Consider the following 22,098-nt stretch of genomic DNA (forward strand, 5'->3'; position numbering starts at 1 on the left):
CCCTGAGCCATCCATGGCGCGAAGCCGCATTGCCGCGATGGATGGCACGGGGGGGAAGGCGGGGCCTCCATCGGCCCCGCTCCGCCTCACCCCGTTTCAGCTCCGTGCGACGGGATGTCCCTCCAACACTGACTCCAAGTGCTTTACGAGGGAGCTCAAGTGGGGCTCGCGCAGCATGGTTGAGTGCGAGCCCGGCACGTCGATGCTTTCACAGGGGCCCTGTACGAGCCGCTGCCACGCAGGCGTCATGTCGGTGGTAGCGGAGGAGGCCGCGCGCAGCCCGGATGTCAGCGCCTCGCCTGCCCGCAGCACCGTCGTCTTCAGTGGGCAAGGTTTTGGCTCGTAGCCAAGGATGATCCGCGCGTTGCGCTCGAAATCCCGGTAGAGCTGGGAGAGGGCCTGGATGTCCAGGTCCTGTTCGACCGCACCCTTCGCCAACTCCAGGACGTGCCGGAGCCGTTCCCCGGGAGCCATCTGATCCAGCAGCGGGCGCTTCAGGGCCGCCACCAACGCTTCTCCGCCCACGTCGCTCGCGAACCACAACAACAGGCTGACGTCGTCGGCTCCGTGCTGCTGGTAGGCCTCGGGCGTCCAACTGTCCAGCAGCACCAGCCGCTCGATCTCCTCCCCCGCCTCACAAAGCTGGCGCGCCATTTCATATGCGAAGATGCCTCCCGTGGACCAGCCTCCGAGCAGATACGGGCCGCGCGGCTGCACGGCGCGCACCTGCGCGAGGTACCACGCCGCCCGCTGCTCAAGCGTTTCGCAGCCCTCGGCAGGCGCTACTGCGCGCAACGCATAGACAGGACGCCCACTTTCCATCTGGGTGGCTAGCGGGCCATAGCAGCTCACGTCGCCCCCCGTGGGGTGCATCAGGAAAAGGGGCGCTGCGCGGTCGCCCTGCCGCAGCATGATGAGCGGAGTCTGGGCCGGTTTCGGGGCGCGGTTCGCGTCCAGCATCCGCGCCTGGGTTTCGATGGTGTCCCCCGTCAGCAGGCTGGCGATGTGGAACTCCTGTGAGAACTCCTTGCGGATGCGTGCGATCAACCGCACCGCGAGTAATGAGTGTCCTCCAAGAGCGAAGAAGCCGTCCTGGATGCCAATCGGTTTTTTCTGGAGCAGGTCCTCCCAGATCTGCGTCAGTCGCAGTTCGGTCGGGGTGCTCGGCGCCACGTACTGGGCACGCTTGAGCGGCAGGCTCTCCACGGCCGGCAGGGCCTTGCGATCCACCTTTCCGTTGGCCGTCTGGGGGAACTGCTCAAGCATCACGAAGTCCGAGGGAACCATGGGCGCTGGGAGGCGCTTCCTCAGGAACGCTGCGAGGTCCTCGGAAGACACAGGACCGGCGTGTCCCGATGCTGGCGTCATGTAGGCGATGAGACGCTTGTCCCCCGAGGAAACCTCCCGAACGACAACGACGACATCCCTCACGCGTGGGTGCTGGGCCAGGCTGCGCTCGATCTCCTCGACCTCGATCCGGTGGCCCCGGATCTTCATCTGCTGGTCGACTCGACCGAAGAACTTCACGTGCCCATCAGGCAGGAAGCGTGCGTGGTCTCCGGTGCGGTACATGCGCGCGCCAGGACACCCGCTGAACGGGTCCGGCAGGAAACGCTCGACCGTCAGTGCTGGCTGGTCGTGGTAGCCGCGGGCCAGCCCCTCCCCTCCAATGTAGAGCTCGCCAATCACCCCCACCGGGACTGGCTGCTTGCGCTCATCCAAGATGTAGAACTGCGTATTGGCGATTGGCTTGCCGATGGTGATGGCGTCCTCGCCGTGGACACGGGAGGTGGACGACCAGATGGTCGTCTCCGTGGGGCCGTACATGTTGTGCAGCTCGCACGGCAGCGATGCGAGGTCCTTGATGATGGAGGGGGGCAGCGCCTCGCCACCCAGCATCAGCTTCCGCAGACCGCGCAGCGCGTCGAAGGTGTCCGGGTCCGTCACCAGCATGCGCGCCAGGGACGGCGTGCACTGCAGGTGTGTGACACGGTGGCGCCGGAGATTGTCAGCGATGGACTCGTCCGCCCTGGGCCGCGCATTGCTCGACTCGCGCAGCTTGTTGAGGTGCACCAGGCTGGCCAACACGTCCCGGGTTTCGACGCCAAAGTCGATGAGGCACGCCACCTCATCGACGCCCAAAGCCTTGAGCTGCTCAATGCGGGACAGACACGACTCGGGCGTACCGAACAGACCGATGTCGCGGATGAAGCGCTCCACCGCCTTGGACAGCAGGAAGTCCATGTCCTGCTGCGGCAGGCCCTCGAAGGACGTCGAGCCCGCGAGTTCGCCGAGCGCCGCCTTCATCAGGTCCGCCGACCGCCGCAGGTACTCCGTGAGCGGGCCGGGCACCGTGCGCTGTACGAAGTCCTCGTCGTGCGCGACGAAGGTATGCATCATCAGCGTGACGTGGCCGGGGCCGGTGTGACCGGCCGCCGCCCACGCCTCACGGTAGAGGCGCAGGTTCTTCTCCAGTCCATTAAGGTCCTGCCCGAGCAGGTGGGTCAGCAGGCCAGCCCCGCGCTCGCCTGCGAGCCGGTACGTCTCCGGGTTCCCCGCCGCAGTGAGGAAGTAGGGCAGTTCGGCCTGCACGGGCCGGGGTAGCGTCCGCACCTGCGTCGCTTGGCCGGTGCCACCGACGAAGTCCAGCGTTTCTCCCCGCCACAGGCTGCGCACGGTGTCGATGCCCTCGATCATCAGCTGCCGACGCGCGGCGTAGTTCTGCGGCATGAGCGTGAAGTCGTCCGCGTGCCAGCCAGAGGCGAAGGAGAGCGCGACGCGACCCTGGGAAAGGTTGTCGACGATGGCCCACTCCTCCGCCACGCGGATGGGATTGTGCAGCGGCAGCACGACGCTGCCCGCCCGGATGCCCACGCGCTTGGTGGCTGTAGCCAGCGCCGCGCTCACCACCGAGGGATTGGGGTACAGGCCTCCGAAGTCATGGAAGTGCCTTTCCGGCGTCCACACCGCCAGGAAGTCGTTTTCGTCGGCGAACCGCGCGCCCTCCATCAGCAGCTCGTAGGAGCTGTCACCACCGGTGGCGCTCGCGAAGTAGAAGAGGCTGAAGTCGATGCCCCTGTCCCCCTGTTCGCTGAGCCTGGGTGCCGGACCGCGCGAGGACGTGGGTGCGAGCTGCAGGGGGCTCTGGAGCACCACCCGGAAGCCGCGAGCCAGCGTCCAGAACAGCTCCAACACCGAGATGTCGAAGGAGATGCTGGTGACAGCCAGCCACGTCCCCGGCTCGCGACCGAGCCGCTCGTCCATGCCGGTGAAGAAGTTCGCCACGTTGCGGTGGGTGACCTCCGTGCCCTTGGGCCTCCCCGTGGAGCCCGAGGTGTAGAGGATGTACGCAAGGTGGTGGCCGCGAGCGCCCGAGGCGAGGTTGTGGCCGGGAGCCTGCTGGAGCGACACCCGCTCCGCGTCGAGCCAGACCCTGTTCACGCGCGCTCGCGACAGCAGGTGCTGCGCGCCGTCCCCCATGATGAGCACCCTGGCACCTGAGTCCTCCAGCATGTGGGCCAAGCGCTCCTCGGGATAGGTGGGATCCAGCGGTACGTAGGCCCCTCCTGCCTTGAGGATCCCCATCAGCCCCACCATCATGTCGATGGAGCGCTCCAGGCACAGCGCGACGAGCGTCTCGGGTCCCACGCCCAGCCCCCGCAGCCGGTGCGCGAGCTGATTGGCTCGCACGTTGAGCTGCGTGTATGTGAGCTGCTCCTGCCCGAAGATGAGCGCCACGGCGTCCGGGGTGCGCTCAACCTGGGCCTCGAACAACTCGTGGACGCACTGCTCGCGCGGGAAATCCACCGCCGTGTCGTTCCACTCCAGCAGCAGTTGGCGCTGCTCCTCCTCGCTCAGCAGCGAAACCTCCTGGATCCGCAGCGGGGGCAGCTCGCCGAGCGGGCGCGCGGGGTCGCCCTCGATGGCATCGAGGACCGCGCCGAAATAGCGCGCGTACCGTTCAACGGTCTCCCGCTTCCACAGCGCCGCGCAGTAGGCGATGCGGAGGTCCAGCGTGCCCCCGGCCTCGATGACCTCCAGGTTGAGATCATAGGGCGTCGCCCTGCGTGCGATCGGCACCTCACGGAGCGTGAGCCCGGGCAGTTTCACGGCCATGCGCTCCTCCGCGTGCTCGTAGGAGAACATGACGTCGAAGAAGGGGTTGTACCCGTGGCCACCCACCTTCAGGCGCTCAAGGATGACGCCCAGGGGGAAGTCCTGGTGCTCGTTGGCTTCAAGGCAGCGCCGCTTCACTTCGGCGAGCAGTTCGCTGAAGGTGGCGTTGGCGCCCACCGAGACACGCACGGGCAGCGCGTTGACGAACATGCCCACCGCATCCTCGAAACCGCCTCGCTGGCGTCCAAGCTGGGCCGTGCCGAGGGTGATGTCACGCTGTCCCGTGAGCCGTTGCAGCAGCGTGTGGCAGGCGGCGAAGAGCACCATGTAGACGGACGCGCCATACTCGCGGGCCCGTATGCGCAGCTGCCGCGAGGGACGACGCAGGTGAATCTCTCCGCCCTCGAAGCGCTGCACCGCGGGCCTGGGGAAGTCGAGCCACAACTCCAGGCGCGGCACTTCGTTCGAGAACCGCTCGCGCCAGTAGCGCTCCTGCACAGCCGCCCCGGACCGCAGGTACTTCTGCTCCCAGGTGGCGTGCTCATGGCCCTGCCGCGCCACTGGACTCAGCGCCTCACCCATGTAGAGCGCGATGAACTCGCGCACCACGAGCGTGGTCGTGGTGCCATCCGCGGTGATGTGATGCATGTCGAAGGCCAGCACATACCTCTCCTCCTCCACCCCCAGCAGCCCCACGCGAAGGAGCGGAGGGCTCGCCAGGTTGAAGGGACGGATGAACCGCCTCAGCCATCCGTCGATGTCCGTGCCCGTAGCGTGCTCGAGCTCCAGGCCCGCCGCCGGGTGGACACGCTGGACGAGCCGCCCGTCGTCGTCCATCACGAACGTGCTGCGCAGGGCCTCGTGTCGCTGGAGGATCTCCCGGAAGCACGCCTCCACGCGGGTCGCGTCCAGGGCGCCGCGAACCTCCCAGGCACCGTGGTTGTGGTAGGCCATCTCCCCGTCTGGGAACTGGCACTGGAAGTAGAGACCGCGCTGGATGAAGGACGTGGGGTGATCCACCGGCCCGCCCGCCAGTGCCGGAGGAGGCACCGACACCGGAAGGGCGTGCGGTGCGGGGCCGCTTCTGGAGGGACGAGGCCCGGGCGGAGGGGCGAACCCGGCCGCCATCATCTCGTCGATGCTCTCCGCCAGCGCGGCGCTGAAGCGGCGAATGTCCTCCTCCGTGTGAGCGGTGGAGAGAAAGAGGTTGCGCCCTTCCCACACGTAGACGCCCTTGCTCAACAGCCGATAGTAGAGGAGTTCCCAATCCCCCTTGAGTTCGAGGCGGAAGAGCGATCCGAAATGCACGACACGCACGGGAGCGCCCACACGCACGAAGTGCGCGTTGAGTTCGCTGGCAAGCGCGGCGGTCCTGTCATTGAGCCGCCGCTGCAAGCTGGGGCCCTCGTCACGCAAGTGCCGCAGCACCGCGCGCGCCGCGGCCAGCGACAATGGATGGTGACAGAAGGTACCCGCGACGAAGGTGTTCTGCACCTTGGGGCCCGAGTCATCCCCGAAGCGCCAGGCGCCGCCGTCCACGGCATCCATGAAGCGCCGCGCGCCGGCCACGATGCCAATGGGCAGTCCGCCGCCAATCACCTTGCCGTAGGTGGACAGGTCGGCGCGGATGCCGAAGTGAGCCTGCGCGCCCCCTGGCCCGGTACGGAAGCCGGTGATGACCTCGTCGAAGATGAGCGCCACCCCAGCGTCGGCGGTGATGCCGCGCAGTTCCTCCAGGAAGCTCCGGGGCTGGTGGTCCGGGCGCCGGCTCTGCACGGGCTCCACCAGCACCGCCGCGATGTCCGTGGCATGCCGGCGGATGACCTCGAGCGAGGCCGGAGCGCCGTACTCCAACACGATGGTGTCGCCCGCCATGCCCCGGGTCGTCCCTGGCGCCAGCGGCAGGCCCCGCAGCGCGTCGTCGGCGTCGGAGACCGCCAGCACTCCATCGAAGGTGCCGTGGTACGAGCCCGCGAACGTCACCACCTTCGAGCGGCCTGTGACAGCGCGTGCCAGGCGCAGCGCCACCATCACCGCTTCGGTGCCGGTGTTGTAGAAGGCGACCCGCTCGACGCCGGTGGCCTCGGCGAGCATCATCGCCACCTCGCCCGGTAGCGGCGTCATGGGTCCAAGCGGCGCGCCTCGGTTCAGTTCCTCGGCCACGGCTTCGGCGACGAAGGCCGGGCGGTGCCCGAAGAGGAACACCCCGAAGCCCATCGTCATGTCGAGGTACTCGTTGCCGTCGACGTCCCAGACCTTGCTGCCCTCCGCGCGCGTGACGTGGAGGGGATAGATCATCTCCTTCCAGGACGACCGGAACCCAGCCACCGCACGGTTGTTGGCCACCGTGGGCCGGGTTTCATCCGCCAGGCGCTTCGAGCCCGGCGTGAGCGTCGTGAAGTCACCGATGAGCGTCTTCAGGAACAAGCCCTGACGTGCGTCCAACTCCGGGTCGCGGTGCGTGTTGATTCGCCGGTACGGCACGAATGCCTTCGGAGCTCCGGGCACTCCGGGCACGTCCACCGGCGCCGCCGTACCGGGTGTCGGCACGGGCCGCGGCTCTGTCTTCGGGGCGGGGGCACGGGGTCCCGTGGAGGACGCCTCGCCACCGACCTGCCGCAGCAGCGCGAGCTGGTCCGCGACGATGCGCTCCATCACCTCTCGCGAACCGCCCCCTCCCGTTCGTAGCAGTGTGAGTTGGTCCGCGACGATGCGCTCCAGCCCTCCTGACGAACCGACCCTGTCCTCCGCCAGTGGCAGGGGCTGGGCGGCCCGTCCCTCCGCGTCCGGCGTGAGGGTTGGAGTCTCTTGCGGAGTCGGCTCGGGCGGCATCATCTGGTCCAGGAACAAGGCCATCTTCCTGACGGTCGATACCTCTGCCTCGAAGGCATTGATGGGAATGAGCACACCGAAGCGCCGCTCGATGACCTTGCGCAAACTGAACAGCGCCAGCGAGTCCACCCCGAGCTGGAACAGGTCGTGGTCTGCGGAGAACTCGCCGGATGAATCGCCCATGAAGCCGCGGATCAGCTCGCTCAGCTCCGTGAGCAGGGTGGCCTCGCGGGCAGGGGCCGGCGAGGGCGCGTTGCCGCGGACCGCGGTGGGTTCCCGCTGAGGCAGCAGCGCGGGCGGAGGGACCGTGGAGGAATGGGAAGCCGGTGCCTGCGTCAGCGTGGGCGGGGAGACCTCAAGCCAGTAACGCTCCCGTTGCCAGGGATAGTTCGGCAATGAAACCCGCCGCCCTCCAGCGCCAAGGACGCCCGCCCAGTCCACCTGGAATCCGGCGCACCACAGAGCACCCAATGCGTCCAGCATGCTCGCCGCCTCGTCGCGACCAGTGCGCAGCGAAGCAACCAAGGCGAGCTGCTCTTGGGGCAGGCTGGCGGTCACCAGACCGAGCAGCGTCGGCTTCGGGCCCAGCTCGACGAACGTCGTCGCTCCAGCCTCGCGCAGGGCCCTCACCCCGTCAGCCATCCGCACCGTTGTGTGCACGTGGCGCACCCAGTAGCCGGGCTCCCGCGCCTCTTCCGTGATCAGCCTGCCACTGACGTTGCTGACCAGCGGAAGGGAGGGGCTCTGGTAGGTGATCGATTCGGCCACGCGCCGGAAGGCGTCCAGCATCGGCGCCATGAGGGGCGAGTGGAAGGCATGCGACACGCGAAGCCGCTTGGTTTTCACTCCACGGGCGGCGAAGCCCCCGGCGAGCTCCTGCACAAGCTCTTCATCGCCGGAGATCACCACCTGCTCCGGCCCGTTGACTGCTGCGATGGATACCTTCCCCGCCTGGGGCGCCAGCGCGGGGGCCACTTCGCCCTCCGACGCGGCGATCGACACCATGGCGCCGCCAGAGGGCAGTGCCTGCATCAGTCGTCCGCGCGCGCCCACCAGCCGCACCGCGTCCTCCAGCGAGAAGACGCCCGCCACACAAGCGGCCACGAGTTCGCCCAGACTGTGGCCCGCGACCAGTTCCGGCACCACGCACCACGAACGCCACAGCGCTGCGAGCGCGTACTCCAGCGAGAACAGCGAGGCCTGGGTGTACACCGTCTGATCCAGCAGCGCTGCATGGGCGCTGCCTGGCGCTGCCCACATCACTTCGCGGAGTGGCTGCTCAAGCTCCTTGTCGAAGAGCGCGAAGCAGCGCTCGAGCGCCTCGCGGAACACCGGCCACGTTTCGGAGAGGCCCCGGCCCATGGCCGTCACCTGCGACCCCTGCCCGGTGAAGAGGAAGGCCAGCTTGCCACTCCGAGACGCGCTCGTGTCACGAGACACGCCCTGGGGTTTCTGTCCCCGTGCCACCGCCACCAGCGTCGCCCTCAGCGCCTCGCGCGAGGTGGCCGTCACGGCCAAGCGGTGCTCCATGGGACCGCGCGTCGTCGCCAGGCTGAAGGCCAGATCTCCGAGGCCGACCTCCGGCTGGGTCTCCAGGTACTGGCCCAGCCGCGCGGCCACCGCCTCCAGCGCCTTCGGACTCCGGGCCGACAGCACCATCAACTCCGCCCCCCGCGGCGGCGCAGCGATTGCGGGCTCCACCAGGGGAGCCTCCTCCAGCACCACGTGTGCGTTGGTGCCGCTCAAGCCGAAGGAGCTCACGCCCGCCATACGCGGCCGGTCCGTCCGAGGCCAGGCCAGTGGCTCGGTGGCCAGGATGAGCGCGCTGCCCTCCAACTCGATATGCGCGTTGAGCCTGCGAAAGTGGAGATTCTTCGGGATGCGACCGTGCTCGAGCGCGAGCACCGCCTTGATGAGGCCAGCGATGCCCGCCGCCGCTTCCAAGTGTCCGATGTTGCTCTTCAGTGCACCCAACACACAGCGTGAGCCATCGGGCCGCATGCCCCCCAACACGTCCCGGAGTGCCTGGACCTCGATGGGATCGCCCAGCGAGGTGCCCGTTCCGTGGGTTTCGACGTAGCCAATGGCGTCTGCTTCGACGCGTGCGTCGCGCAGCGCATCACGCAGCAGCGCCTGCTGGGCAAGGACATTGGGCGCCGTGAGTCCCGTCGAGCGACCATCCTGGTTGATGGCCGAGCCGCGGATGATCGCCCAGATGCGGTTGCCATCCCGCCGCGCGTCACTCAGGCGCTTGAGAACGACCAGGCCACACCCCTCTCCCCGGACGAAGCCGTTGGCCGAGGCATCAAAGGTACGGCAGCGCCCGTCGGGAGAGAGGGCCTGGGTGCGCGCCAGCCCCTCCATCAGTACGGGAGAGAGAATCATGTTCACCCCGCCCACCAGCGCCAGGTCGCTCTCACCCGAGCGCAGGCTACGGCAGGCCAGATGCACGGCCACCAGCGATGACGAGCACGCGGTGTCGATGGTCAAGCAGGGCCCCTGCAGCCCCAGCGCATAGGAGAGCCGCCCGGCGGCGATGCTGAGCAGGTTGCCCGTGGTGCTGTAGGCGTCCTGCTCCTCGTTCGGCTGGCGCGTGACGCTGTCCGAGTAGTCCTTGGAGCAAGCGCCGACAAACACCCCGGTGCGACTGCTGGAGAGTGCACCCGGCGGGATGCCGGCGTCCTCCAGCGCCTCCCAAGCCACCTCCAGCAGCAGTCGGTGCTGGGGATCCAGCGAGCGCGCCTCGCGGGGCGGAACGCCAAAGAAGGCCGCATCGAAGCCGTCCACGGGCTCCGTGAGCAACCCCGCCCAGCGCGGCACGCCCGCACCCGGCTGGCTGCCCACCAACGCCCAGCGAGGCTCAAGCGGCTGGACCGCGTCCCGGCCCGCATCGAGCAGTTCCCAGAACGTCCTGGGGGCGTCGGCGCCGCCGGGTAAGCGGCAGCCCATCCCGACGATGGCAAGTGGCTCATGCTGCTGCTGCTCCACCTGTTCGAGGGACGCGAGCCGCTCCTCCAGCCGCCGGATGACGACGGCGGCCTTCTTCAATCGCTCCTGTTGTGCGCCAGTGCTGGGAGCATTCATGCGAGCACCTCGAATTTCTCGTCGATCATCCGCGCCAACTCGTCTTGCGACATGTCCTCGACCTCCGCCTTGGCGGCGGAGGTGGCCCCGAGCCGCCCAGCCTGCTCGGCGGGAGCCGCGCCGGTTCCACGCGCCAGGTGGATGGCCAGGGTGGCCACGGTGGGGTACGTCCACAGCAGCGTCGCCTGCACGCGAATCCCCAGCGCGGCCTCGATGCGGTTGCGCAGCTCCAGTCCCATCAGCGAATCCATGCCCAGACTGGAGAAGGGGACATCCGCCTCCAGCCGGGACTCGGGCAGGCGCAGCACCTGCGAGACCTGTGTGCGCAGGAACTCCTTCATCAGCTCCGCACGAGCCCCAGGCTCGGCGGAGGACAGGCGCGCCAGCAGTTGCTTGTCCCCGGTGGGCAGCCCGCCCCCCGCGCGCTGCTCGGCCATGAGCCGCGACAGCGTCCGCGAGGACGCCGCCGCCTGGTTGAAGCCCACCCATTGGCGCAGATCGAGGGGAACCACCCCCACCTGCGCCCGATCGCTGTCCAGCAGCCGCCGCAGCGCATCCAATCCCTCGGTGGGAGTCAGGCTGCGGATGCCGCGCGACGCCAGACGCACGCCACGGTTCTCCTGCGCGGCGGCCAGCCCCACCTCCGAGAAGGCACCCCAGTCGACGCTCAGCGCCGGAAGGCCCTCCGCCCGACGCTGGTGCGCCAACGCATCCAGGAAGGTGTTGGCAGCGGCGTAGTTGCCCTGTCCTGCCGAGCCCAGCAGGCCCGCCACCGAGGACTGCAAGACGAAGAAGTCCAACGGGGCCTCGCGGGTGAGCACGTGCAGATTCCATGCGCCAAGCACCTTCGGCGCCAGGACGCGGCGCAGGCGCGCAGGGTCCAACTGCTGCACCATTCCGTCCTCCAGGATGCCGGCGGCGTGGATGACCCCGCGCAATGGCATCCCCGACGCGTCCACCTCGGCGATGACCTGCGCCAGCCGCGCCGGGTCGGCAACGTCGGCGCGCGCCACCGTCACCCGTGTGCCCCGAGCCACCAGCGCGTCCACCGCGGCGCGCTGCTCCGGGCTGGCCGCCCCCGAGCGCCCCACCAGCACCAGGTGGCCGGCGCCCTGGTCCGCGAGCCACGCCGCCAGCTTCAGGCCCAGCCCGCCCAATCCGCCGGTGATGAGGTAGCTGCCATCGCGGCGGAAGGTGACGCCCGAATCGGCGGGCACCCGTACGTGGGCCCGCGGATCCGCCAGGGTGAGCACGATTTTTCCGAGGTGATGTGCCTGGGCCATCTTCCGGAAGGCCTCCGCGGCCTGGGAGATCGGCGACACCGAGACGGGCGGAGGGGTGAACACGCCGCGGGCCACCCACTCCATCACCTGCTGGAAGAGCGTGCGCACCCGGGCGGGCTGCTTGAGCATCATCCCCCGCAGATCCACCAGGGAGAATGACAGGTTGCGCAGGAACGGCTTAAGGCCCAGACGGTTGTTGGCGTAGTAGTCGCGCTTGCCCAGTTCCACGAAACGACCGTGGTCACGCAGCAACTCGAAGCTCTTGCCGATGAGCTCTCCCGACAGCGAGTTGAGCACCACATCCACGCCCTCACCGCCGGTCCAGGCGCGCACGTCGGCAACGAACCGCTCCGAGCGCGAGTCACTGACGAACGGCACCCCCAGTGACCGGAGGTAGTCGCGCTTCTCGGGCGTGCCGGCGGTTGCGTAGACCTCCGCTCCTACATGCCGCGCCCACTGCACGGCGGCCAGGCCCACTCCACCCGTGGCCGCATGGATGAGCACCCGCTCGCCGGGCTGTAGCTGGGCGACCTGATCCAGCGCATACCAGGCGGTCAGATACGTCACGGGCATCGCTGCCGCGTCAGTGGCGGACAGCCCCGAGGGCCCAGGCAGCACCAGCGTGGCCGGAAGGGTGAGGTGCGAAGCGAAAGCCCCTTGCGCCAAGGCCACCACCGGCTGCCCCACCGCGAGGCCGGTGACTCCCTCGCCCAGCAGGGTGATGCGGCCGGCGCACTCCCCGCCCAGCAACAGCGGCGCGTCGGACGCCTCCGCCACGTCGTTGGGCATCATCCCGAGCGCCAGCAACACGTCGAGGAAGTTGAGCCCCGCTGCGTCCACCGCGATCTGCACCTCGCCGGGGCCGGGCTCGCGCGGCCGCAGGGGGTGGAGCACCAGGTCGTCCAACACTCCGGGTCGGTCCAGCTCCAATCGGAAGGGCTTGTCTCCAGCGAGTTCAAGCCGCTCCTTGCGCTCGGCCTCGGGCAGCCGGTTGCGGAGCCGAGCCACGAGCCGCTCGCCGCCGCGCAGCGCGACCTCCTCCTCGGCATCATCAGCGAGCAGCTCCGCCAGCACGATGTCGTGCTCGCCCGGCGGACAGGCCGCGTCCAGGTCGACGCGGATGCAGCGCAGCTCCGCATGCTCCAGGGCGATGACGCGCGCCAGCCCCAGCAACGGGGCCTGCGCCACGGACACCGCGCCCGCGCGCGCTGCCTGGGCGCCACGTGTCAGCAGCCACAGCCGCGGCGCATCCCTCCAGCCCATTTCCGCCAGGGCCTGCACCGCGGCGAGCACGCTGTCGCAGCCACGCACCAGCGCCGCTTCGAGGATGTCCGGGCCGGGCTCCCCCGAAGTCTCCAGGCTGCCCAGGTGCACCACCGCCGTCGGAGCCCGCCCGCCGAAGGACCCGGCCAGCAAGGCCTTCACACGGGCAATGTTCGTGTCGCGTCCTGTCGCGTGAAAGACCGCATGGCCCAGCTCCTCCAGGGCGGAGCGCAGCTTGGGGCCCAGCCCACCGCCATCGCCCAGCAGCAGCCATCGCCCCGCCCCGGTCCTGCCCGGGGGAAGCACTGCGGCTTCCCAATCCAGCTCCAGGAACCAACGGTCCTGCTCGACGGTCCGGGCGCCGCCCGCCAGCCGCTGCGCCACCAGCCCGGTGACCTCGGCCACCCGAGCGCCCGTGCCGTCGACGATGAGCAGATCCGCGGCTCGCCGCTGGGGTGACAACTGCCCGGCGCTCACGTCCCGCATGTGGCACCACAGCTCGCCCGAGGGCCGCTGGAAGAGCCGCAGCGCGCCAATCTCCACGGGCACCCACGGCATCGCGTCGCCACCATCGGCGAGCGCACTGGCCAGGACGTGGAAGCACGCATCCAACAGCGCCGGGTGCAGCCAGTACGGTGCCGGGGAACCGGCGGCCTGGGGCAACCGCACCCGCCCGAGCGCCTCATCCTGGCCGCGCCACAACTCCACGAGGCCCTGGAAGGAGGGCCCATACTCAAGCCCCATCCCGCGCAGCGCCTCGTAGAGCGTCGCGGCCGGGACCGCCCCCGCCAGTCGGCCGCGCAGCGCGGGCAGATCCAGCCCAACCGGGGCCTCGGCCTGCTCCACCCGGCGCACCATCCCGTGCGCGTGAACACGCCAGGGGGAACGGCCCGCATCCAAGGCACGGCTGGCCACCTGGAAGCGCAGCCGCCCCGGCTGCTCCTCGGTCGTCACCATCTGCACGGACAGCGCCGTATCGCCCGCGAAGGCCAGCGCGTGCTCCAGCACCACGTCGGTGACATGCACCGGGCCCTCGCCCAGGTGCCTGGCTCCGGCCGACAGCGCCATCTCCAGGTATGCCGCGCCCGGCAGTACCGCCGCCCCCTGCACCCGATGCTCGCCCAGCCACGGCAGGCGCTCCAGGTCCAAGGTCGTCTCCCACAGCTGGGTGGTCACCTCGGTAGAGAGGCTTTGCACGTCCCCCAGCAGCGGGTGGGCGCCCGCCCCGGCGCGGCGGCCGGAGCCCGACACGCCCTCGGACGACAGCTCGAGCCAGTGGCGCTCGCGCTGCCAGGGATAGGTTGGCAGGGGCACACGGCGCCCGCCTTCGGGGAAGAGGCGCTCCCAGCTCACCGGGTAGCCCTGAACCCACAAGGCCCCCAGCGACTCCAGCATCGCCGAGCGCTCGTCCTGCCCCCGCCGCAGCGAGCCCACCGTGATTCCCCAACGTTCCGCGTCCCGCCGGCACTCCTCGATGGGAATCGTCAGGATCGGATGGGGGCTCATCTCGATGAAGAGCCCGTAGCCGTCTTGCAGCAGGGCCTGCACCGTGTCGGCGAAGCGCACCGGGAGGCGGAGGTTGTCGGCCCAGTAGTCCGCGACGAGCTCCTCCCCCGCCACGCTCGCGCAGGTCAGTGTCGAGCGCATGGACAGCTCCGTGGCCCGAGGCCGCAGGTCGCCGAGCGCCGCCAGCAGCTCCTCCCTCAGGGGTTCCACCTGGGGGCTATGGCTGGCAACGTCCACCTTCACCCGCCGGCAGAACACCCCTCGGGCCTCGAGCACCGCGAGCACCTCGGCGAGCGCCTCGGGACTGCCCGCCACCACGGTGGAGCGGGGGCTGTTGCTCACCGCCACGCTCAGCCGGTCCTCGTAGCCCCGCAGCGCCGCCTCGGTTTCGGCGCGCGAGAGGTCCACGAGCGCCATCTCGCCCTGGCCGCGGATGCGCCGCAGCAGTTGGCTGCGCCTGCAGATGATGGCCACGGCGTCCTCGAGCGAGAGCGCGCCGGCCACGTGCGCGGCTGCCACCTCGCCCATGCTGTGCCCCACCACCGCATCCGGCTCCACTCCCCACGAGCGCCACAGGGCCGCGAGCGCCACCTCCAGGGCGAAGAGCACCGGCTGCACCACGTCAATCCGCTCCAGACGTGAAGTGGCCTCGTCCGCGGCAAGCTCGGCCAGCACCGACCAGCCGGCCTCGGACTGGATTGCCTGCTCACAGGCGTCCAGCGCGGCGCGGAAGACAGGCTCCTGGGCCAGCAGCCGCCGCCCCATTCCCACCCACTGCGAGCCCTGGCCGGGGAAGACGAAGACGAGCTTGGGTACGCCTGCCGTGGAGGTGCGGCCCCGTACGGCGCCCACGGGGGTCTGCCCCTGCGCCGCTACCGCCAGCGCCGCCCGCAGCTCCTCGCACGACGTGGCTGGCAGCGCCAGCCGGTGCTCCAGGGGGCTGCGTGCGACGGCCAGATTGAAGGCCACCTCGTCCAGGCCCAGCCGTGGATGCGCGTCCAGGTGCGCACCCAGCCGCGCCGCCATGGCATCCAGTGCACTCGCGCTCCGGGCCGACAGCACCACCAGCTCCTGCGGGCGCGCGAGTGTGCCCGAAGCCCCCTCCTGGGCCCGTGGCGCCTCTTCCAGCACCACGTGCGCGTTGGTACCGCTCATGCCGAACGAGCTCACGGCCGCCCGCCGCGACGCATTCCACTGCGGCCACGGCGTGGGCTCGCGCGTCACGCGCATCGGCAGCGCATCCCATGCCACCCGGGGGTTGAGCTCCCGGGAGTGCAGGTGCGCGGGAATCCGCCCCTCCCTCAGGCACAGGACGGTCTTGAGCAGCCCGGCGATTCCCGCCGCGTACTCCAGGTGGCCGATGTTCGTCTTCACCGACCCCAGGAGCATCGGCTCCTGCGCGCTCCTCCCCTGGCCATACACGGCGTTGAGGGCCTCGACCTCGATGGGATCCCCCAGGGGCGTGCCCGTGCCGTGCGCCTCGACGTAACCCACCGATGTCGGCTCGCAGTTCGCGTCCCGCAGGGCTTGGCGGATCACCTCCTCCTGCGCGGCTCCATTGGGTACCGTCAGGCCGCTGCTCGCACCATCGTGGTTGATCGCCGAGCCCCTGATGAGGGCCAGGATGCGGTCCCCGTCCGCGAGGGCCCTGCTCAGCGGCTTGAGCGCGATGACGGCGCACCCCTCACCGCGCCCGTAACCATCCGCGTCCGCCGAGAACGTCTTGCAGCGGCCATCCGTGGACAGCGCGTGGCTCTTGGACAGGAACACGAAGGTGCTCGGCGAGAGCATCAGCGACACGCCGCCGGCCAGCGCCAGGGTGCACTCCCCGGTGCGCAAGCTCCTGCACGCCTGGTGGATGGCCACCAGCGAGGACGAGCAGGCCGTATCCACCGCGAAGCACGGCCCCTGCAATCCGAGCGCATACGAAATCCGCCCCACCCCGACACTGGGCATCGTCCCCAGCCCGGAGTAGGCGTCGATCACCGCCGAGTTCGACGCCAGAGGCCGCGCGCCCTCGTACTCGGACGGGCCGATGCCCATGAAGATGCCTGTGCGCGAGCCCACCAGCGAGCGCGGGGCCACCGACGCATCCTCCAGTGCCTCCCAGCAGACCTCCAACAGCATCCGGTGCGCCGGATCCATCCGCAGCGCCTCGCGCGGAGAAATGCCAAAGAAGGAGGGTTCGAAACCTGCCACGTCGTCCAGGAACGAGCCGCGCGTCACACACGTCTTGCCCGGCGCATCGAGATCCGCGTCCAACCACTCGGCCACGTCCCACCGCTCCTTGGGGAACTCTCCCACGGCGTCGCGACCGCCATCGAGCAGCCGCCAGAGGCCCTCCATGTCGACCACTCCTCCCGGCAGCCGGCACCCCACGCCGACGATCGCGATGGGCTCCGAGGCATCATTCCGGGGTGCCTCGGCGGCCACGCGCGAAGTGGACTCTGTCGGCTCAGAGAGCTGGAGCGTCTCGAGCACGAAGCGCGCGAGCGCGTCCACATTGGGGCGAGCGAAGGTGAGGGTGTCGGAAACCTGCTGCTCCATCTGGTGGGCCAGTTGGCGCGCCAGCGCGACCGAGCGCAGCGAGTCAAAGCCAAGCTCCATCAACCCCGCGCGGTCGGAGTCCTCGCTCAGCTCCCGGCGCAGCAGCCCCGATACCTCCTGCCGCACCAGCCGCCGCGCCTCCCGCGGACGCGCGGCCAGTGGCAACTCCCGCAGCCGTCGCGCCCAGGGCGAAGTGTTCGAGTGGCCAGGCGAGTCGCCCGTGGCCTGCGGAGTGCCGACGCCCTCCGCCGCAGACTCCCCCTGGATCAGCAGACACACGGTACGCGGCGCGCCGGCATGCGCGAAACGCTCCCAGTCAATGGCCACGCCCTGCGCCTGGATTGCCCCCAGGCCCGCGACGAGCGACGGCCAGTTGTCGCGAGGCCCGTTCAGTGAGGGCACGCACAGGGGCGCGCTGTCGCCCAGGCATTGAGAGACCAGATTCATCAGGGTCGCGCCGGGACCAATCTCCACGCAGGCCGTGACGCCACGCATGGCGAGTGTCTCCACCGCCGCCGAGAACTGCACGGGCTCCAGCATGTGCCGGACCCAGTACTCGGGGTTCGACACATCCACCTCCTGCCCTCCCACCACCGTGCTGACGAGCGCGATCTTCGCTTGCGCGTAGCGCACCAAGGCGCAGACGTCCCGGAAGGGCTGCTCGGCGGGCACCATCAGCGGCGAGTGGAACGCATGGGCCGTCTGGAGCGGCGTCGTGCGAATCCCCTCGGCCGCCAGGCTCTGGCGCAGGGCCTCCAACTCACCCTCCTCGCCAGCGAGCACCAGGCTCTCGGGCGCATTGAAGGCGGAGATGACGACGCGCCCGTCGCGGCGGGCCAGCAAGGGGGCGAGCCGCTCGGCGTCGGAGCGTACCGCGCACAGAGCGCCAGGCCTCGCGTGGTCCCGCATCGCTTGGGCCCGACCGAAGACGAGCGCGACCGCGTCCTCCAGTGAGAACACCCCCGCCACGCAGGCGGCGGCGTACTCGCCAAGGCTGTGCCCCACCAGGACGTTCGGGTGTACACCCCACGAACGCCAAAGGTGAGCCAGTGCGTACTGAAGCGCGAAGAGGGCCAACTGCGCCTGCACGCTGTCCTCGATGGGCTCGTCATCCTCACTGCACAGCACTTCGACGAGAGACCCACCGCTCAGGACATCCGAAATCCGCGCGCACGCCTCCACGCCGAAGCGAAAGGCGGGGCAGGTCTTGAACAGCTCACGCCCCATGCCCATGCGCGCGGAACCCTGGCCCGTGAAGAGAAAGCCCACCACGGGTCGCCGCTCCCGCACGTGCCGGGCTCCGAGCGCTGGGATGCGCCCCTCTGCGGCCACGCGCAGCCCCTGCGCCAGGACCTGCGCACTGGGGGCCGCGAGGGCCAGCCGGTGCAATCCCTCCCTGGTGCTCGCACCCACGGTGGCGCGAACGTCCTCCAGCAGCAGCTCCCTGGCCGAGGCGTTCTCCACGTAACCTGCGAGCAACTGCGCTCCGTGCCGCAGGTGCTCGGCGCTGTCAGCCTCCAACGTGCATAGCGCCACGGGGCGCTGGGTGGTGTCCGGCGGCCCGAGCGTGCGCGCCCGGTCCATCCACTCAGGCACGGCAAAGATGGCCCGCTCGACGTGACGGTAGCGCACGTGGAAGCTGTGGCGCGTGTAGGGCACGCCACGCTCATCCCCCAGGCTGGCGAGCGCGGCGCGCAACTCGGCGTCGAACTGCTCCCGCTTCTCCGGCGGGATGACCGAGAAGTGCGCCTCCGAGCGGATCTGCCACGCCCAATGCGCCTCCAGGGAGTCATAGTGCGACTCCGTCTCCTCGGTGATGGTCAGTCCGGGGAGGGCAAAGCCCGAGAACAGCTCGTCGACGACGTTCCGGTCGAAGGCAGCCATCATCGACGCTGCGCGCAGACGCGTCTCAAGGTTGACGTACCGGGAGAGCACCTCGGCCGTTTTCGAGGCAAACTCCCGCCCGGTGTTCAGGCCGATGAACCACATGTCCAGGTCGCCGTCCTCCTTGAGGACGCGGCGGATCTCCGCCGAAGCGCGACGGGGATCGCTCGACCAGTGGAACGCCCAGATGCTGTAGAGGTAGTCCACCGAAGCATCCGCGAGCGGCAACGCCTCGAAGGATCCTTCACGCAATTCGACGGACGCGGCATTCCTGTTGCGCTGCTGGGCCCGCAGGCGCATCAACTCCGAAGGCTCGACGCCAATAAACCTCGTGGACTCGGGCGCGCATCCCTGGAGATGGTGGAGCGCGAGTCCCGTCCCACACCCGACGTCCACGACGAGGCGGTGATTGGGTTTGAGGACGAAGCCTTCGTAGGCCCTGCGGGCGAACTCGCCCCAGAAGGACGTTTCGTTCGATTCCGAGTCGTACTGGTCGGCGACCTTCGAATAGCTGGTAGCAGGGATGTCCATGCTCATCTCGATGTGCTCCTCACCGGGCAACCTTTTCATCCAGCCAAGCCGCGATGTCTGCAATCACCCGTTCAGTCCCAGGCTCATCGACAATCCAATGGGCATGGTGGGCATACTCCAGGTACTTTCCAATCTGCCTGTATTTGTCTGCCACCAACCGCTGTGTCTCGATAGGGATGACCCGGTCCCTCGCCGCTCCGATCGTCAAGACAGGCACCTCGATGCGCGCCTCGTCGACGTACCCGGTCCGCTGGGGATCCCGGGCACGGTAGAACAGGTCCTGGTAGACGAGGCCCGAGTCGTAGCAGGTCCCTTCATAGAGACGCGCATGCCGAGCGCGCGGAACACAGTTCAACATCCCCCAGCTGAATCCTGCCTTCCAGAAGCGGTGTGCACGTGCCTCGGGCCTTAAGCTATAAAGGATGTTGGCAAAGATGAACCGAGGGGCCAGCGTCGCCTTGCGCGGGAGGCCCGAGGGCGCGGTGGATGCCAACAGCACCACCGCGCGGGTCATGCCTCGCTCCGCGAGCTTCTGCGCCAGGAGCCCCCCCATGGAGTGTCCGAAGACAATCGGCAACCGCCCCGTCTCCGCCCTGAGCCGGCGCGCCTCCAAGTCCATATCGTCCACATAGTCGGCCAGCCTTACCCCTAAGAGCTCAGCGGGCGGAGCACTGCCCAACCGAAGGTGGGGCCGCAGCGTCGGCGTTTCCACGCGCCAACCGACTTCCCGGAAGTGACCGGCCATGCGGCTCCATACCTCTCCCGTGCACCCCACCCCATGAACCATCAAGATGGCGCCCCTGGCACCCGAACGCTCTGTCATTCTTGACACCTCAACGCCAAAACCCAACGCCAAAGCCCAACGCCCCCGCCGCCAGCGCAATTCTTGGCAAATCCACTACGAGCTTGGGAGTCAATATGCAATAGGCAACAGGCAACACAGCATTCAAAACCGCAATAGCGGAATTTTACTTAATCCTTTGACTACCCAGACAACCTCCTTCCAGACAACCGCCTTATGGGGTGGCCTCCCCTGCGTCAGGCAGATGTGAAGAAGCATCGGAAGCAGGGCGAGGACGGCGGAGCGCGGTCACCTCTCCGCGAAGCGGAAGAAGGAGGCCGTGCTCCGACAGGGGAACCGCAAGGCGCGGGCTCGGTACCGTCTGCAGGGCGTGCGCACATCGAAGGTCCGCTGCCTGCGGCTGATGCACCATGCGGGGCTGCTGGCGCCAAGCCAAGCCCGACGCGTGCTGGGGACTCGCTTCGAAGCCCCCAAGCCCATTCTTCAGGGCGTCAAGGCCCGCTTCGGTGCGTACGACTGACGGTGTCGCCCCGGGCCTGGCCATCCGCCACGCCAACGGCAGCCAGTACACCTCCGACGCCTTCCAGCCTGAACGACCTTGCCTCGGGCGGCAGGCGGACTCCCGGGTGAAGTCGCTTGCCTCGGCGCCTGCCTGCGGCTAAGGGCGCTGTGGGTTTGCGAAGGGAGCGAAAGGCATGCAGGTCATTAGTGTAAAGAAGGCGCTGGATGGGTCCATCGGACCGGACGCCAAGGTCGAGGTGCGCGGCTGGGTGCGTACCCGTCGCGATTCGAAGGCAGGACTCAGCTTCATCCATCTGAGCGACGGCTCGTGCTTCGCGCCCATCCAGGTGGTGGCCTCCAGCAACCTGCCCAACTACACCCATGAGGTACTGCACCTGACAGCAGGCTGCTCGGTGGTGTGCCGCGGCACGTTGGTGCCATCGCAGGGCAAGGGCCAGTCCTTCGAGGTGCAGGCCGACGAGGTGCAGGTCTTGGGCTTTGTGGAGGATCCAGACACCTACCCCATCCAACCCAAGCAGCACTCGCTCGAGTTTCTGCGGGAAGTGGCCCACCTGCGCGTGCGCACCAATACCTTCGGGGCCGTCGCGCGCGTTCGTCATGTCGCTGCCCAAGCCATCCATCAGTTCTTCAACGCGGAGGGCTTCTTCTGGGTCAGCACTCCCCTCATCACCACCAGTGATGCCGAAGGAGGCGGACAGATGTTCCGCGTCTCCACGCTGGACGCTGTCAATCCAACGCGGACCGACAGTGGGAAGATTGACTGGAGCAAGGACTTCTTCGGCAAGGAGGCCTTCCTCACCGTTTCCGGTCAGCTCAATGTCGAGGCCTACTGCCTCGCACTGTCCAAGGTCTACACCTTCGGCCCGGCCTTCCGCGCGGAGAACTCCAACACCACGCGCCACTTGGCAGAGTTCTGGATGATCGAGCCGGAGATTGCATTTGCCAACCTTGACGAAGACGCGGCGCTGGCCGAGCGCTTCCTCAAGTACGTCTTCAAGGCAGTGCTCACCGAGTGTGGCCCCGAACTGGCCTTTTTCGAGGAGCGCCAGCAACAGGGTGGCATTGCTCGCCTGGAGAGCTTCCTGAACACCAGCTTTGAGCGGCTGGAATATACCGAGGCCATCGAGATCCTGAAGAAGGCGCCCCGCAAGTTCGAGTACGCGCCGGAGTGGGGCAATGACTTGCAGACCGAGCACGAACGCTACCTGACCGAGGAGTACGTGGGGCGCCCCGTGGTGGTCGTCAACTACCCGGAGAAGGTCAAGTCCTTCTACATGCGCCTCAATGACGATGGGAAGACGGTCGCCGCCATGGACGTGCTCGCCCCGGGCATCGGCGAAATCATCGGCGGCAGCCAGCGCGAGGAGCGGCTGGACGTCTTCGATAGACGCCTTCATCAGTTCGGCCTCAAGCCCGAGCACTATCATTGGTACCGGGATCTGCGGCGCTACGGCACGGTGCCGCATTCGGGCTTCGGACTGGGCTTCGAGCGGCTCATCGTCTATATGTGCGGATTGCAGAACATCCGCGACGCCATTCCCTACCCGCGCGTCCCGGGTTGGGCACTCTTCTGAGCGGAACTGCGTTCCGCCCGGTGGCTACCCGAAGGCCGGTCGCGGCATCGCTTCGTCAAAGCGCGTGTCATGTCGATTGAGCGACTCACCAGCGCGGCCGTCACCACCACGAGCGCTGCAAGTTCCCCAAGGGCATGGCAGAACTCAAGACGCT

Annotated in this window: 5 protein-coding genes; 2 read left to right on the plus strand and 3 right to left on the minus strand. The window is 68.6% G+C overall.

What is annotated here, in order from left to right:
* Positions 1–96: 96 nt before the first annotated feature.
* From D7V88_RS01250 to D7V88_RS01260, 3 genes are read right to left on the minus strand one after another with little or no spacing between them, the layout of a single operon-like run.
* The gene (locus D7V88_RS01250; RefSeq protein ID WP_120538740.1) at positions 97–10,032 is read right to left on the minus strand and encodes a type I polyketide synthase; all 9,936 of its coding nucleotides are present in this window, start codon (positions 10,030–10,032) and stop codon (positions 97–99) included.
* The gene (locus D7V88_RS01255) at positions 10,029–19,052 is read right to left on the minus strand and encodes a type I polyketide synthase (RefSeq protein WP_158624963.1); all 9,024 of its coding nucleotides are present in this window, start codon (positions 19,050–19,052) and stop codon (positions 10,029–10,031) included. Before D7V88_RS01255 ends, D7V88_RS01250 begins: the two co-directional genes overlap by 4 nt.
* Positions 19,053–19,065: 13 nt before the next feature.
* Positions 19,066–19,869 (minus strand): alpha/beta hydrolase, encoded by an 804-nt coding sequence (locus tag D7V88_RS01260; RefSeq protein WP_120538742.1) that lies wholly within the window; start codon positions 19,867–19,869, stop codon positions 19,066–19,068.
* A gap of 298 nt (positions 19,870–20,167) precedes the next feature.
* Here D7V88_RS01260 and D7V88_RS01265 point away from each other — a divergent pair, with 298 nt between their 5' ends.
* Positions 20,168–20,368 carry a hypothetical protein gene (locus tag D7V88_RS01265; RefSeq protein WP_120538743.1) on the plus strand — a complete coding sequence of 67 codons (201 nt, stop codon included), beginning with the start codon at positions 20,168–20,170 and terminating at the stop codon, positions 20,366–20,368.
* Positions 20,369–20,543: 175 nt separating this feature from the next.
* Complete coding sequence (gene asnS / locus D7V88_RS01270; RefSeq protein WP_120538744.1) at positions 20,544–21,944, plus strand: asparagine--tRNA ligase; 1,401 nt, start codon at positions 20,544–20,546, stop codon at positions 21,942–21,944.
* Positions 21,945–22,098: the final 154 nt, after the last annotated feature.

Source organism: Corallococcus terminator, from assembly GCF_003611635.1.
Classification (GTDB): Bacteria; Myxococcota; Myxococcia; order Myxococcales; family Myxococcaceae; genus Corallococcus; species Corallococcus terminator.

Coding starts and splice junctions, on each gene's coding strand:
- asnS (WP_120538744.1), top strand. CDS start 20,544: ATGCAGGTCATTAGTGTAAAGAAGGCGCTGGATGGGTCCATCGGACCG.
- D7V88_RS01260 (WP_120538742.1), bottom strand. CDS start 19,869: ATGACAGAGCGTTCGGGTGCCAGGGGCGCCATCTTGATGGTTCATGGG.
- D7V88_RS01250 (WP_120538740.1), bottom strand. CDS start 10,032: ATGAATGCTCCCAGCACTGGCGCACAACAGGAGCGATTGAAGAAGGCC.
- D7V88_RS01255 (WP_158624963.1), bottom strand. CDS start 19,052: ATGAGCATGGACATCCCTGCTACCAGCTATTCGAAGGTCGCCGACCAG.